This window comes from Treponema sp. R6D11 (genome assembly GCF_054786075.1).
The window spans coordinates 1-13,025 of the sequence record NZ_BDHD01000046.1 but is presented as its reverse complement, the minus strand read 5'-3'; the positions used below and the strand labels follow the sequence as shown (position 1 = coordinate 13,025).

Annotated in this window: 12 protein-coding genes; 7 read left to right on the top strand and 5 right to left on the bottom strand. The window is 47.5% G+C overall.

Annotation, left to right across the window (positions count from 1 at the left end; all coding sequences use genetic code 11):
- The 4 genes from ACYVTD_RS06180 to ACYVTD_RS06165 all read left to right on the top strand — a co-directional run.
- Nucleotides 1–563 (top strand): amino acid--tRNA ligase-related protein (locus ACYVTD_RS06180; RefSeq protein WP_461246914.1); only part of this gene is annotated, 563 nt, incomplete at its 5' end.
- 50 nt (nucleotides 564–613) lie between these two features.
- Nucleotides 614–3,229 (top strand): efflux RND transporter permease subunit, encoded by a 2,616-nt coding sequence (locus ACYVTD_RS06175; protein WP_461246913.1) that lies wholly within the window; start codon nucleotides 614–616, stop codon nucleotides 3,227–3,229.
- A gap of 42 nt (nucleotides 3,230–3,271) precedes the next feature.
- On the top strand, nucleotides 3,272–4,057 hold the full coding sequence (locus ACYVTD_RS06170) for an outer membrane lipoprotein-sorting protein (RefSeq protein ID WP_461246912.1): 786 nt from the start codon (nucleotides 3,272–3,274) through the stop codon (nucleotides 4,055–4,057).
- Nucleotides 4,054–5,613 carry a hypothetical protein gene (locus ACYVTD_RS06165; RefSeq protein WP_461246911.1) on the top strand — a complete coding sequence of 520 codons (1,560 nt, stop codon included), beginning with the start codon at nucleotides 4,054–4,056 and terminating at the stop codon, nucleotides 5,611–5,613. Before ACYVTD_RS06170 ends, ACYVTD_RS06165 begins: the two co-directional genes overlap by 4 nt.
- A gap of 207 nt (nucleotides 5,614–5,820) precedes the next feature.
- Here ACYVTD_RS06165 and ACYVTD_RS06160 read toward each other — a convergent pair whose 3' ends face one another.
- From ACYVTD_RS06160 to ACYVTD_RS06150, 3 genes are all read right to left on the bottom strand, one after another.
- Nucleotides 5,821–6,225, bottom strand: coding sequence for a secondary thiamine-phosphate synthase enzyme YjbQ (locus ACYVTD_RS06160; protein WP_461246910.1), 405 nt, complete (start codon nucleotides 6,223–6,225; stop codon nucleotides 5,821–5,823).
- Nucleotides 6,222–8,144, bottom strand: a complete 1,923-nt coding sequence (gene htpG, locus ACYVTD_RS06155; protein WP_461246909.1) for a molecular chaperone HtpG — start codon at nucleotides 8,142–8,144, stop codon at nucleotides 6,222–6,224. Before htpG ends, ACYVTD_RS06160 begins: the two co-directional genes overlap by 4 nt.
- Before the next feature lie 102 nt (nucleotides 8,145–8,246).
- The gene (locus ACYVTD_RS06150) at nucleotides 8,247–8,687 is read right to left on the bottom strand and encodes an ORF6N domain-containing protein (protein ID WP_461246908.1); all 441 of its coding nucleotides are present in this window, start codon (nucleotides 8,685–8,687) and stop codon (nucleotides 8,247–8,249) included.
- Between the two features lie 666 nt (nucleotides 8,688–9,353).
- Between ACYVTD_RS06150 and ACYVTD_RS06145 the strand changes: the two genes are divergently transcribed.
- Entirely contained in the window at nucleotides 9,354–9,836 is a 483-nt protein-coding gene (locus tag ACYVTD_RS06145) for a hypothetical protein (protein ID WP_461246907.1), read from the top strand.
- Between the two features lie 8 nt (nucleotides 9,837–9,844).
- On the opposite strand, the gene ACYVTD_RS06140 is transcribed toward ACYVTD_RS06145, so the two are convergent.
- Nucleotides 9,845–11,020 carry a uroporphyrinogen decarboxylase family protein gene (locus ACYVTD_RS06140; protein ID WP_461246906.1) on the bottom strand — a complete coding sequence of 392 codons (1,176 nt, stop codon included), beginning with the start codon at nucleotides 11,018–11,020 and terminating at the stop codon, nucleotides 9,845–9,847.
- Nucleotides 11,021–11,244: 224 nt separating this feature from the next.
- On the bottom strand, nucleotides 11,245–11,964 hold the full coding sequence (locus tag ACYVTD_RS06135) for an RNA methyltransferase (RefSeq protein ID WP_461246905.1): 720 nt from the start codon (nucleotides 11,962–11,964) through the stop codon (nucleotides 11,245–11,247).
- Between the two features lie 113 nt (nucleotides 11,965–12,077).
- Here ACYVTD_RS06135 and ACYVTD_RS06130 point away from each other — a divergent pair, with 113 nt between their 5' ends.
- Nucleotides 12,078–12,629 (top strand): STAS domain-containing protein, encoded by a 552-nt coding sequence (locus tag ACYVTD_RS06130; protein WP_461246904.1) that lies wholly within the window; start codon nucleotides 12,078–12,080, stop codon nucleotides 12,627–12,629.
- Between the two features lie 28 nt (nucleotides 12,630–12,657).
- On the top strand, nucleotides 12,658–13,025 hold a 368-nt coding region (locus ACYVTD_RS06125), incomplete at its 3' end, for a YbjN domain-containing protein (RefSeq protein ID WP_461246903.1).

Sequence of the window (13,025 nt, the reverse complement as noted above, 5' to 3'; positions counted from 1 at the left end):
TGGACGGGTTTGCGGGGCAGATTCGTACCGCCCTCGGCGAACAGTTGGGATTAATCAATAAGAACAAGTTTGAGTTTTGCTTTGTCGTGGACTTCCCGATGTTCGGCACAAACGAAGAAACGGGAGCGGTTGAATTTACGCACAATCCCTTCTCGATGCCGCAGGGCGGCCTTGAGGCGCTTAACACGAAAAACCCGCTTGATATCCTCGCGTGGCAGTACGACATCGTTTGCAACGGCGTGGAGCTTTCCTCTGGGGCGGTGCGAAACCATCTGCCGGAAGTCATGGTAAAAGCGTTTGAAATCGCCGGGTACACGCAGGCCGACATAGAAACCAAGTTTTCCGCCTTGTTTAACGCCTTCCACTACGGCGCCCCGCCCCACGCGGGCATGGCCCCCGGCATCGACCGTATCGTGATGCTTCTTGCGGACGAAGAAAACATCCGCGAAGTGACCGCTTTTCCAATGAACAGCAACGCGCAGGATTTGCTTATGGATGCCCCCTGCGAAGTTACGGAACAGCAGTTGCGCGAAGTACATATCAAGCTAAGACAGAAACATTAACCTTTACTAAATTTTCATAATAAACTACTATCTAACTAATCATGCAGAAAATGTATAAATACCCGTGGTTGATTGTCGCCGTCGTCGCCGTTATTACGGTGTTCTTCGCCCTTCAACTGCCAAAGGCGGAACTTGACAACAATAACCTGCGCTTTGTGCCGGGCGACGATCCAGCGCTTAAAACGTCGCAATGGATAGACAGAATGTTCGGAAGTTCCTTCTTCATTTTGATAGGGCTGGAACGGCAGTACGGCACGGTATTCGAGCCGGGCTTCCTGAACCTGATACGCGATTACAACAATGCGATAAAGGACGTGCCCATCGTAAAAAACGTAACATCGCTAATCAACGCCGATTACATCACCTCGGACGGCGACGCCATTATAGTAGAAAAACTTGTAACCGATGATTTTTCTGGAACGCCGCAGGAAATCGAAGAATTAAAACGCCGACTGCTCTCCTGGGACATGTACGAAAAAGCCCTGTACTCCGACGATTTTACCGCGACGCAGATTTTAATCCCGCTTTCGATCAGTTCCGACGATGCAAGCTCAAAGATAGTAACCGATCACATTTTACAGATACGGGATCTCGCCCATGAAATATTCGACGACAGCGCCACGGTCTATGTGACGGGAATGCCCGTAATCGTAACGACCGTAAACGAGGCGATGAACACCGACCTTAAACTTTTAATCCCCGTCGTAACCGTCGTAGTCCTTTTGATTTTATTTTTCTCTTTCCGAGGGTTTACCCCCGTAGTCCTGCCCCTGCTTACCGTACTTATCTCGGCAATCTGGTCGGTAGGCGCGATGCCCATTTTCGGAATAAAACTTTCCGTAATATCCACCGTACTGCCTGTAATACTTGTCGCCGTCGGAAGCGCCTACGGGATTCATGTCGTTACCCACTACCTTCACGACCGCGGCGGCAAAGAAATGTCCCGCGAAGAACACGGCGAGTTAGTCGTCTCATCACTAATGAAGATCCGCAAGCCCGTGTTCCTTGCGGCGCTTACCACCTTCGCGGGCTTCCTGTCCTTCTGTTTCACGTCCGTCGCACCGTGCAGGGAGTTCGGCTACTTCGCAAGCTTCGGCGTCGCGGTCGCCTTTCTCGTCGCGATTACCCTTATTCCCGCCCTGTTAATTATCAGGGGGCCGAGAAAAATCAACTCTAGAAAAGCCGATGAGGAAAAATCAAGTTTCAGCGCGTTTCTTGCGGACAACCTTGTCATTCTCGCCAGACGGGAAAAAACAATCGTGTTTCTCGCGGTTCTTGTCGTCGCCTTTTCGGTATACGGGTTTTCAAAATTGATCATCGACAACATCATGGTCGAATATTTCAGGACGGACACCGATATTTACCGCTCCGACGAATTTATCAGGCGGCAGTTCGGCGGTTCCAAAGTTGTAAGCGTGGTCGCCCAAACCGACAGTTGCGAAAACACTCTAAGACCAGACACCCTCGCCGCCATGGACGGGCTTTCAACTTATTTGCAGAAGAAAGTTCCCGGAGTGGGCAAGGTAATGGGCTTTACCGATTTAATCAAACGGATCAATCAGGTCTTTAACGCCGAGGAAAGCCCCGACGGTTTGCGCCCAACGGCGGCAAATGTTTCGGGCAGTTCTGGATTGGGCGATTTCGGCTTCGGCGGATTCGGTTTCGGCTTTGACGATTCTCCTACGCCTGTGGCGACGCCCGTGGCGACGCCCGCTACGAAACAAAGTAGCGTTCCCGCGAAGGACAAGGGCGGCGAAAAAGTTTACACGCAAAGCGAGATGGTCGAACTGTTTGAACGCGCGGGAAGCCGTTTCCGCGGCATGAACGCAAACGAGCTTGTTTGGGAATTGAAGCGGCGGACAAATTACGAGGGCGCTTCCTATTACGAGATACCGACCGATCCAAAACGCTATGGCAAGGAAACGCCGGAGGAATTACAGTGGCTGATAGCGAATTACCTCGTTCTCCTGTCCGGAAACATCAGCGAGTACGCGAACGATCCGCTGGAGCCTGACGCGGTAAAGGCGACGGTTCAACTTCGCACGATGGGCGTGGACGACAGCCGCGCGATTTTCCGCGAGATAGAAAAATACGTCGCGGCGAACTTTCCCCCCGACGTTGACGTTACCATCGGCGGCACAACAAAAGTGGAAATCTCCATTAACAACCTTGTCGTGCAGTCGCAGGTAATCTCGATGGTGTTTTCGCTGGCCTGCGTCTTCATCATTATCGCCCTTTCCAACAAATCGCTTGTCGCCGGCTGTATCGGCATTACACCGCTCGCGATTACGATTCTGCTCAATTTTGCTGTTATGGGCTTTTTAAAGATCAAGCTGAACCTAGGCACTTCGATGGTCGCCGCCGTTTCCGTGGGCATCGGGATTGACTACACGATTCACTGTCTGGAAGCGTACAAGCGAGAGTACAAGGCGACAGGCGGTACGGGCGATTTCTTGCGGCGAGTGTTTTTCAGTTCGGGAAAGGCGATCGTAATTAACGCATTGTCGGTGGGCGCGGGCTTCGCCGTGCTTCTGCTTTCACGCTTTGTAATGCTCGCCGACCTCGGCCTGCTTATCGCCTTTACGATGGCGTCAAGCGCCCTTGTAAGCCTGACGCTCCTTCCCGCACTGCTTGCGATAATTAAACCGAAATTTGTTACAGATTAGGATATTTCCCGTATTTCTTGTTATATTGTATATGGAGATGTTATGAAAAAGAAAATTCTATTTTTTACACTGGCGGCGGTTTCGGCTATCGCCCTTTTCGCGCAAAATACGCCGCAGACGGCGGAAGAAATTGTCCGCGCCTCAAGAAACAGGATAAAATCTACGACGCTTTCCACGCATTCCAAAATGACGATTACCGCTAAAAACGGCACGTCTTCGGAAAGGCTCGTTGACCAGTATTCAAAAGACGGGCCGAAAGGCTCCCGCGCCATGATCGTGTTCCAACAGCCTGCAAGCGTCGCGGGGACGCGCTTCCTTACAATGGAAAATTCCGGCGGCGCGGGCGACAGGTGGGTTTACCTGCCAAGCCTTGGGAAGGTGCGCCGAGTAGCCGCTTCTGAAGGTTCCGGCAGTTTTATGGGGACGGATTTTTCCTACGACGACATATCTTCGACAAGCAGAAACGCGGCAAGCGACACCCATACCATATTACGGGAAGAGGATTATAACGGAACCGCATGCTATGTAATTCAAGCGGTACCAAAGGACAGTTCTTACCAGTATTCAAAGATGGTTCAGTGGATAACAAAGGATAACCTTATCACCGTAAAAATCGAGCTTTACGATAAAAAGAACACTCTGGTAAAAACCGCCGAAATGTCCGGCATTAAAAATATACAGGGACGCCTTACCGTTACATCCACAAAAATGACGACCCACGCCGCCGGAACGTATACCACCATTACAAATGAAATTACCAAATACGACGATCCGATTCCTGAAAAGGTATTTACGGTAGAATTTTTGGAAACAGGAAGAAGCCAATGAAAAAGTTATTTGTTTTACTTTTAATCCTTGCCTGTAGCGGCGCTTGGGCGCAGGAATTCGGGTTCGGTTCTGAGCCAGATTCAACCGACGGGTCCGCTCCGTCTGCAAAATCAAAACCTTCTTCGTCTAAAAGGGAAGAAGCTGGCGGCAGCATTACGGTAGAATTGTCCCCCTATGTACGCGACTTTAAGAAAAACGAGGGAACCCAGGAAATACATTTGCGTGACATGATTTCAGGCTCGTTATATATCTGGCCGGAGGCTTCCAACAGCGAAGCCTATTTAGCGTTTAACATTAACGCCGACTCGATAAACGAACTTCGGTACAAAGATCCAAAATTATATGAATCAAATTACACCCCGCTTATCGTGGACGAAGCGTACATAAAAGCCTACATCGGCTCTGTAAATATCGAAACGGGGTATCGCAAACTTGCGTGGGGAAAAGCGGACAGCCCCGGCCCGTTGGACATAACAAACCCGACTGACTATTCCGACATTAGGAACATTACCGACACAAAAGCGATTAAAATCGCAAGGCTTATGCTTCACGTAACGTGGAACGCGGGAGCGTTTTCAAAACTTGAAGGGGTGTTTATCCCGAATTTCGCGGGGCACCGTTTCGCCGAAGACGGACGATGGCAGCCTTATCAAACTAAAAATATGCGTTCAACAGTTGAAGAAGAAATTTCTTCAAAAGCCACGGAAAAATTTATGCCTATAGCGATTGCCAACCCCGCCCTTATACCGGTATTTATGGGCGTTCGGGAAAATCTTCGTTCGTCCGTGAACGAAATCCCTTATTCCTATCCGTCAACGGGAACGCTTGATAATTATCAGGCCGGCCTTCGTTACACCACCACAGTAGGTTCCGTAGATATTGGCGGCCAGTATTTTTACGGCCATCTTTTCCGCCCGACATTTACCGTAGCAGGAGTTGACGCTTTTCTTGATGATTTGGCAAGCGGTATTTTAGGCGCTTCTCCCCCGTTAACATTGAATCCCAATTATCCCGCTAATCTAAGCTTGATATCGCCCGTAATAAAATATAACCGCTATCATCAAATTGGCGTTGATTATGCGCAAGTTCTTTTCGGCTTTAACTTGCGCGCGGAAGTGGCCGTTCATATTACGGAAGATCGTTCAGGAGACGACGGCTCAGTTCAAAACCCGTTCATCGGCTGGTCACTGGGTTTCGACAGGGATATTATCTGGGGCGTAAACGTCAACGTACAGTGCAATGAAACCGTGCGCCTCTTAAACGACAAGATCGGAGACAACCCCATTCTTGACGCGGAAGCGGACACTAACGCGATTAACACCCGCCTGACCGCGCGTTTATCCAAAAAGTTCTTAATGGACAAACTTGAACCCAGCGCGACCGTCATCTGGAACATCGAAGATTCCGACTACCACATTATCCCCGCGCTTAAATGGACGGAAGACGACATAACATTGAAATTATCAGCGGGTATTTTCGCGGGGAAGGAAACCGGGGAACTCGGTCAGTACTGGCGAAATAATTACGTTAGGTTTAGCGTGACGTACTCGTTCTAGGAAAGTTTCAAATATTATTTGTATCCCAAAAGACCTCACGCAGAGGCGCAAAGGCGCGGAGTTGTTGTTTGTAATATTATCGTATTTCTTTCATAATCATTGTTTTAAGAATAATATATCTTATTTTACGAAAATCTAACGAACGAAAGCTCAGCGCCTCCGCGCCTCTGCGAGAGGTCTTTTTGTAAATATTTAATTGTTATCGTACTAGTCCCCAATAACCCTAACCTGAACCTTCCTTGTGCGTGGCCCGTCGTATTCGTTGAACCAGATTCCCTGCCATGTGCCTAGGAGCAGTCTGCCGTTTGTTACAATCACGGTTAGCGAAGGCCCCACTAGGCTCGATTTGGTGTGGGCGGCGGAGTTGCCCTCGCTGTGCTGGAATTCTCTGCGGTCGGGGGAAATGATGTTAAGCGAAAGGTTTACGTCGTGCGGCACGTCGGGGTCGGCGTTTTCGTTTATCGTTACCGCCGCGGTGGTGTGAGGAACGAAGACGACGCAAATTCCCTCGCGCACGCCGGAAGCGGCGACAGCTTTCTGCACCTCGCCCGTAATGTTGATCCAGTCCGTAGTGCCGCCGGTGCGGACGCTGAATTCCGAAAGTTTCGTCATGGTTTAGCCAGCAGGCGGTTCAGCCTCTTTACAAAATCGGCGGGGTCGTTCAATTTAATCCCTTCCACAAGAAGCGCCTGATCGAGCAGAACGCCCGCTACGTCAGCGATACGTTCTTCTTCATCAATATTTTTAAGACTGGCGACAATGGGATGATCGCCATTTACTTCCAGAATCGGCTTGATGTCGGTCATGGCGGTCTGCCCCATCGCCTTTAACATCTGCGCCATTTGAATCGACGGGTCGTTCTCGTCGGCGACGATGCAGGACGGCGAATCGTGCAGGCGGCGGGAAAGTTTAACGTCTTTCACGCGGTCGCCGAGCGCCTTCTTAATTTTTTCGATTACGGGCTTCGCCTCTTTTTCCGCGGCCTTGTCTTTCTTTTCGCCCAATTCCTCATCGGCGCCCGCGCGGTTTACCGCCTTAAGCTCCCATGTCTTGCTCTCCGTCTTCCCGTCCTCGCCGGGCGTTTCCTTGCGGTAGCTGTGCAGGCTCGGTATCACGATGTCGTCTATGTCGTCGCCCATGATAAGGACTTCAATCTCTTTCGCGCGGTAGGCTTCCAACAACGGCGAAGAACGCAGTGTTTTCTCGTCGCCGCCCGTTATGTAGTAGATGTACTTTTGGTCGCTCTTCATGCGGGAGACGTAATCGGCGAAAGATGTCCAGCCGTCAACCGTACTGCTCTTAAAACGGACAATCTCCTGTATAGCGTCGCGGTTGGCAAAATCCTGATAAAGCCCTTCCTTTAACGGGCGGTTGAACTGGGATACAAACGTTTCCCAATTTGCTTTCGCCTCATCGGAACCTGAAACCGCGTTATCCGCCATCTGCTTGAATTCGGAAAGAAGTTTTTTTACGGAAGCGCTTTTTATATTGAGCAAAACCTTGTTCTGCTGCAAAATTTCGCGGCTTACGTTCAAGGGCAAATCTTCTGAGTCAATTACGCCTTTCACAAAACGCAGATATGTGGGCATAAGCTCCTTGTCGTCGTCAGTGATAAAGACCCGCTTCACATAGAGTTTTACACCGGGCTTGTAATCGACATTGTACAAATCAAAAGGCGCTTTTTTAGGAATATAAAATAAAGTCGAGTACTCAAGAGTCCCTTCGGCTTTCGTATGAATGTAGTGCAAAGGCTCGTCGGTGTCGTGCCCTAGCTGTTTGTAAAATTCAATGTAATCTTCCGGCTTTAGCTCGTTCTTCGCGCGCCGCCAAAGCGCCGTTCCCGAATTTATCCTGTCGGTTTTGGTCTTACTGCTCTTTTCTTTTCCGTCATCGCCATATTCTTTCTCGTCGTAGGTAAGGAAGATCGGAAACGCGACGTGGTTGGAGTAGCGCTTGATAATGTCCTCGATTGTCCAGCGGTTGGCGTATTCCGTTCCCTCTTCGGTCAAGTGAAGAAGAACCGTAGTCCCCTGAGCGTCCCTCGACGCGCCCTCGATTTCAAAGCCCTCTTTGCCGTCGCTTGTCCATTTCCAAGCGGCGTCTTCGTTCGCCTTGCGGCTAATCACCTCGATTTTATCCGCTACCATAAAGGCGGAATAGAACCCCACCCCGAACTGTCCGATTAAGTTGGAATCTTTTTTAGCGTCTTCGGTAAGTTTTTCCAAAAACGCCCTTGTCCCCGAGCGCGCGATGGTTCCAAGCGACTCGATTAAATCCACCTCGTTCATGCCGATTCCGTTATCCGAAATCGTCAAAGTTTTCGCGTCCTTATCAAATGAAATATCGATGCGCGGATCGAAGCTGACGGACTTGTACGCCTCGTCCGCCACGGTCAAATATTTAAGCTTGTCCAAAGCGTCCGAAGCGTTGGAGACAAGCTCCCTCAGAAAAATCTCCCGGTTGGAATAAAGGGAGTGGATAATAAGGTGCAGAAGACGGCTGACTTCTGTCTGAAATTGATGTTGTGCCATAACGGCCTCCTTATTGGATTGTGGTTATATTTTTATATGTTAAAATTACCAAAATGCGGGGGAAATGTCAAATATTATTAAGAAAGAGGAAAGAGGAAGAATTTACCACGAACCACACGAATGAACACGAAAAAAGAAAGATTCGGTTACTGTTGCGTTACCCAATTTTGCGATTATATTCGATAATTCTCGCAGTTTGGCAAAAGTCTCAATTATGGCAATTGTCGCCGCCGTCGCCTGCGGGCTTTTCAATATTGTGGCAAGCATATACAGACCTTTTTCCGTAAAAGCCTTTGGTTGTGCCGTAGAGTGTTTCAAGTTATTGAACCGGTCAAAATTTTTGACCAGTTCGTCTCTGTCGGCTTCAACAATATAACCCGCTGGAAATTTATCGGGATTGTTTTTTACGGCTTGATTTACCTCTTTTGTTAACACGCCGTAGATATTCGCCACATCGCTGTCAATCAAAACATTCTGCCCCTTGACCGAGACAATGGCTCTTTTTATGCCTGAAAAATCAATCGCTTCAATTTGTTTTTTCATTTTTTTCCCCCTGAAAAGAATTTTAAATGTTGCATACACAACACCTATATATATGTGCGGATATGCGTTTTTGCATGACTTTAGCGGAAAGATTTTTTTAAAAAAAAAAAAAGCCGACCTACCCCATATATAGCGGTGGTCGGCGGTTAGGGTAAACCAGGCAAAACTGGTGTCGGTTACGCTACGTTACCATTTCAAAGGGAGAGCAAGATGGATGCCTAAAGATTATTCTTAGGAAGGTCAGGGCAGGCAGCGCACCGAAAAAACTTCGGGGGAGCCCGACTATGGAGCCTTTCGGCGGTTAAATTATAGTAGTTAGAAAGCTTTTATCGTAGTTAGCCGCCGAACTTTTATTCTCTAAATTTTCCTTGTTTATCCCAAAGTCTCCTCCGTCGGAGAATCCCGAAAATGTTTTTCCGGCACGCTGCCTGCCCTGACCTTCCTAGCAAGTATTAATTGGGCATACATCTTAAACGCACAATAAATTAAAAAATCACGCTATAGCTAGTGTACCCTGCGAGGCAAGGTACATTAGGGAATTCGGGTGTCACCTACCAGTGCTTGTCCCCTGCGTTACCTTAAATCTCTATACCACCATTTGCACTTTTTTTCAAATCGTGCTATTTTCTCAACATAGGCAAAAAAACCGCTATTAGGAGGAAAATTATGGCTTTAATAAATTGTCCAAATTGTAAGAAATCAGTCTGGGATGGCGCAAGTGAATGCCCTAATTGTAAATGTAATGTAAAAGAACGTTTGGCTGAAATAAAAAAATTAGAAGAGAAAAAAAAGAGGCTGGAACAAGTGTGTCCTGAGTGCAAAAATATACCTTCAAAATCAACTTATTATAGGGAGAATAAAAAATATTATGGTTGGGATGATCCTTCAGGAAAATTGACAGGGTATACAGAAATTACAATATTAAAATGTTCTAATTGTGGTTGGGAAACGGAAATACACGGTGATTCTTATGGTTTTCTTTTCGATGGAGCGGATATTAATCGTCCAGGAACTAAAGATCATCAAATTTATAAAAAAATATTCTGTAAAGACTGTGGGAAGGAACTATTTCATGGTAAGCTCTTTCTTGGGCTTTGTCCCGACTGTCAGTTAATTTACAGCAAGAAAAATAATAATGATTATTCTTGAACTTGCTTTCAACAAATAAAATAAAAGATAACAGACAAGACTCCTCTTTGTGTTCTTCTCTTCTTTTGTGTCCTTTGTGTGAAATCTTCTAATGGAAAAGCTTGCCTCCCTACCCCCTGCTTAACACTTTGTGCAAATTCTCCCCCCAACTCAACCGCCTCTTGCGCGGTAGGTGTCGATGTTTGAATAAACACCCCCTTGCGCCCGAAAAAGTCGATTAACTTTTTAGTGTAATCCGTCAACCCCGCCACGCCGGACACCCCGTCGCCGATGTGGTCCCAGTAAAAATGGCGCAGACAGAGAACCGTTTTTCCCGCAACGGCGTCGCGGACTTTTTCCCAGTCTTGCACCTGCGGTATGGTAAAATCAAGCCCTTTTAAGCCGGGGATCTCCGTCATGGGCGCGGCGACATTTGAAACGTCCCCGCATGAATGTACGACAATGCCGCCGAATTCTTTCGCTATCATGGCGTTGTACTTAACGCCGAACTCCCTGTACAGGTCGGGCGACAAGAGCGCCGCCGTATCGTCGCTTACGCGAATACCCATCTCTTTCGGCACACACCAGAATTCATGGCTCACCCCGTAAAGGTTCGTTATCCGCTTAAACATTTCTTTTATGTAGCCGATGGTCGCTTCCGTGATTTTTTCCAAGAGCGCGTGAACTTCGTCGGGGAAAACTAAAGTGGCTTCTATAAAAGAAGTGTATTCCCAGATAAGGGAAGCGGTAACAAGCGGGGACGGAACGTTTATTACCCTCAACGGGAGTTTCGATTTCGCCTGAAGCGCCTCGACATGTTTCCACGCCTGTTCAAAGTACGGGTTGTTTACGGGATCGGGAACTTTCAGCTTAAATACGTCATCGACGTTTTCTTCGCGGATAAGGCACGTGACCCAGGGGTCGGCCTCGTCGTTAACCTTGCACTCGCAGCCGAACGCGCCCGCGACGATATTGATTCCCTGGTTGGGCTTTATATTGGAAAAACCGTAGTCGTAAACCCCTTCCCTCTTTTTCGCGTGATCTTCCGACCACTTGATTTCCGCGTCGGGGTTATTATAAAAAGTTTTAGTCCCCATGTGCATGGGCCCCACTTCTATCGAAAATGGCACTTCGTTTAATTCTTCCATGCGCCAGTTGGCTTCTATCAATTTTTTCTTTTTCTCTACAGTTAATATTTCACTCATCTTATTCTCCTACCGCTAATTATAGCATATTTACAAAAAAAATAATCCCAAAAAGACCTCACGCAGAGGCGCAGAGGCGCGGAGGGCGTTGTTCGATAACTCATCGTTTTTTAAGAAATATTATCTTCAAAACAAGGATCATGAAAGTAATAAGATAATCCAACGAACAACGCCCTCTGCGCCTCCGCGTCTCCGCGCCTCTGCGTGAGGTCTTTTGCGAATAATTATTTTACCATGCTTCCAAGACGCGCCGCTTTTATAAAAATATCCTTAAAATACTCACCCTCTCGCTCCATAAGCCCCGCGCGGGCGATCACGTCGCGCAAAAAAAGTTCCTGCGCTTCCCTACCGGGTTTGTAGTAAAAGTTCAAATCCGCGAGCGCGTCTGTGATTGTTTTTACAAGAGCGAAAACCTCGGTCTGGTTCATGGGCTGCCAGTCTCCTTTGACGGGGTTTTGCGCCGCCAACGCCAAAAACAGCTCGTAGGCGTAAATCTGCACGGCGTGGGAAAGGTTCAGGGAAGGCTGTCCGTCCGAAACGGGTATATGGGAGGCGAAATTGCAAACGTCCAATTCGGCGGCTTCAAGCCCCGTTCGCTCGTTTCCAAAGACAATAGCGGCCTGCCCGGGACGTTCCGCAAGCCAAGTTGAAAGCGCCCTTGGGGTCATGGAAATACTCTTTCTGTGGTGTCCGCGTCGCCTTGTGGTGCCCACAACAATGGAACAATCTGCGACAGCATCGCTTAAAGTGTCAAAATAACGGGTTTTTTCCCAAATATCGCTTGAATTTACCGCCATAGAGACGATTTTCTCACTATTCAGGGGTAAAGAAGCGGCCAAACGCAGTTCAAAGAGCCCCATATTCTTTAAAACACGGCAAATTGCCCCAACATTGGCGGAACCGGAAGCCCTACAAAGCACTATTTTAACATCTTTTAAAAACATTCAAAATTATAACATATTATTGAATAGGCATTTGACAAAAAATTAGTAAAAATTGTAAAATAATAGTATAATTAGATTAACTGCGAATTGTGGGGGAATTAAAAGGATAGACGATGGCCAACAATGATATTGTTCCCGGTTTCGACGATGAAAAAGACGACAGTCTAAAAATAAAGCTTACAAAGATAGAAGAGGCGCCAAGGTGCCTTATGCTTGTGCTTACCGGATACATCGACACATACAACTCAAACTTTTTTCAAAAGCGCATTCAAAAGGCGATTGAAGCGGGTTTTGTCAGACTCATTTTTCAATGCGGCAGTCTTAATTACGTTTCATCAACTGGCATAGGATCGTTCACGACTTTCTTAAAAGCGGTAAAGCCGCAGGGCGGCGACCTTGTCATGATGGACATTCAGCCCAAGGTGTACGAGGTATTCCAGCTTTTGGGCTTTTCCCAGTTCTTCAACATCAGGGACAGCCTGGAAGAATCAATCAGTTTTTTCCATTCCGCCCCGATAAAAGACAAGCCGACGATCTTTCCAAAGGTCGTATCCTGTCCAATTTGTTATAAAAAATTAAAAGCCATAAAAGCGGGCCGCTTCCGCTGTTCGGAATGCAAGAGCATTCTTGCAATCGACGAAACCGGACAGGTTTTACTAGGATAATATTTTCCGAAAACAGTGAGAGGTACGCATGGCAGAAAACAAAGCAGACAGTAAAATAGAACAATACTTAGTTAATTTGATGTTAACGTATCAAAAGATCAAAGAAAACATGTGGTTGCTGGACGATGAAGAACACTCTTTACACGGCGTGGCTATTATGCACGCCGACCCGTTTGTAATTTTCAGGGCGGAAGTAATGGATTCTCCAAAGAGCAAGCTTTTGGAGCTTTACACAAAACTGCTGGAACTTAACGCCACCGACGTACTTCAAGGCGCTTATGCGCTTGAAAACGGCAAGATCGTACTTCTTAATACCATGCAGTACGATACGATGGATTACGAAGAATTCAGAGCGACGTTGGATTCGTTCAGTTTCGCGTTATCTCAGCATTACCC

Excerpts from the sequence above, each read along its gene's own strand:
- ACYVTD_RS06175 (WP_461246913.1), top strand. The coding sequence starts at position 614 with ATGTATAAATACCCGTGGTTGATTGTCGCCGTCGTCGCCGTTATTACG.
- ACYVTD_RS06170 (WP_461246912.1), top strand. The coding sequence starts at position 3,272 with ATGAAAAAGAAAATTCTATTTTTTACACTGGCGGCGGTTTCGGCTATC.
- ACYVTD_RS06165 (WP_461246911.1), top strand. The coding sequence starts at position 4,054 with ATGAAAAAGTTATTTGTTTTACTTTTAATCCTTGCCTGTAGCGGCGCT.
- ACYVTD_RS06160 (WP_461246910.1), bottom strand. The coding sequence starts at position 6,225 with ATGACGAAACTTTCGGAATTCAGCGTCCGCACCGGCGGCACTACGGAC.
- htpG (WP_461246909.1), bottom strand. The coding sequence starts at position 8,144 with ATGGCACAACATCAATTTCAGACAGAAGTCAGCCGTCTTCTGCACCTT.
- ACYVTD_RS06150 (WP_461246908.1), bottom strand. The coding sequence starts at position 8,687 with ATGAAAAAACAAATTGAAGCGATTGATTTTTCAGGCATAAAAAGAGCC.
- ACYVTD_RS06145 (WP_461246907.1), top strand. The coding sequence starts at position 9,354 with ATGGCTTTAATAAATTGTCCAAATTGTAAGAAATCAGTCTGGGATGGC.
- ACYVTD_RS06140 (WP_461246906.1), bottom strand. The coding sequence starts at position 11,020 with ATGAGTGAAATATTAACTGTAGAGAAAAAGAAAAAATTGATAGAAGCC.
- ACYVTD_RS06135 (WP_461246905.1), bottom strand. The coding sequence starts at position 11,964 with ATGTTTTTAAAAGATGTTAAAATAGTGCTTTGTAGGGCTTCCGGTTCC.
- ACYVTD_RS06130 (WP_461246904.1), top strand. The coding sequence starts at position 12,078 with ATGGCCAACAATGATATTGTTCCCGGTTTCGACGATGAAAAAGACGAC.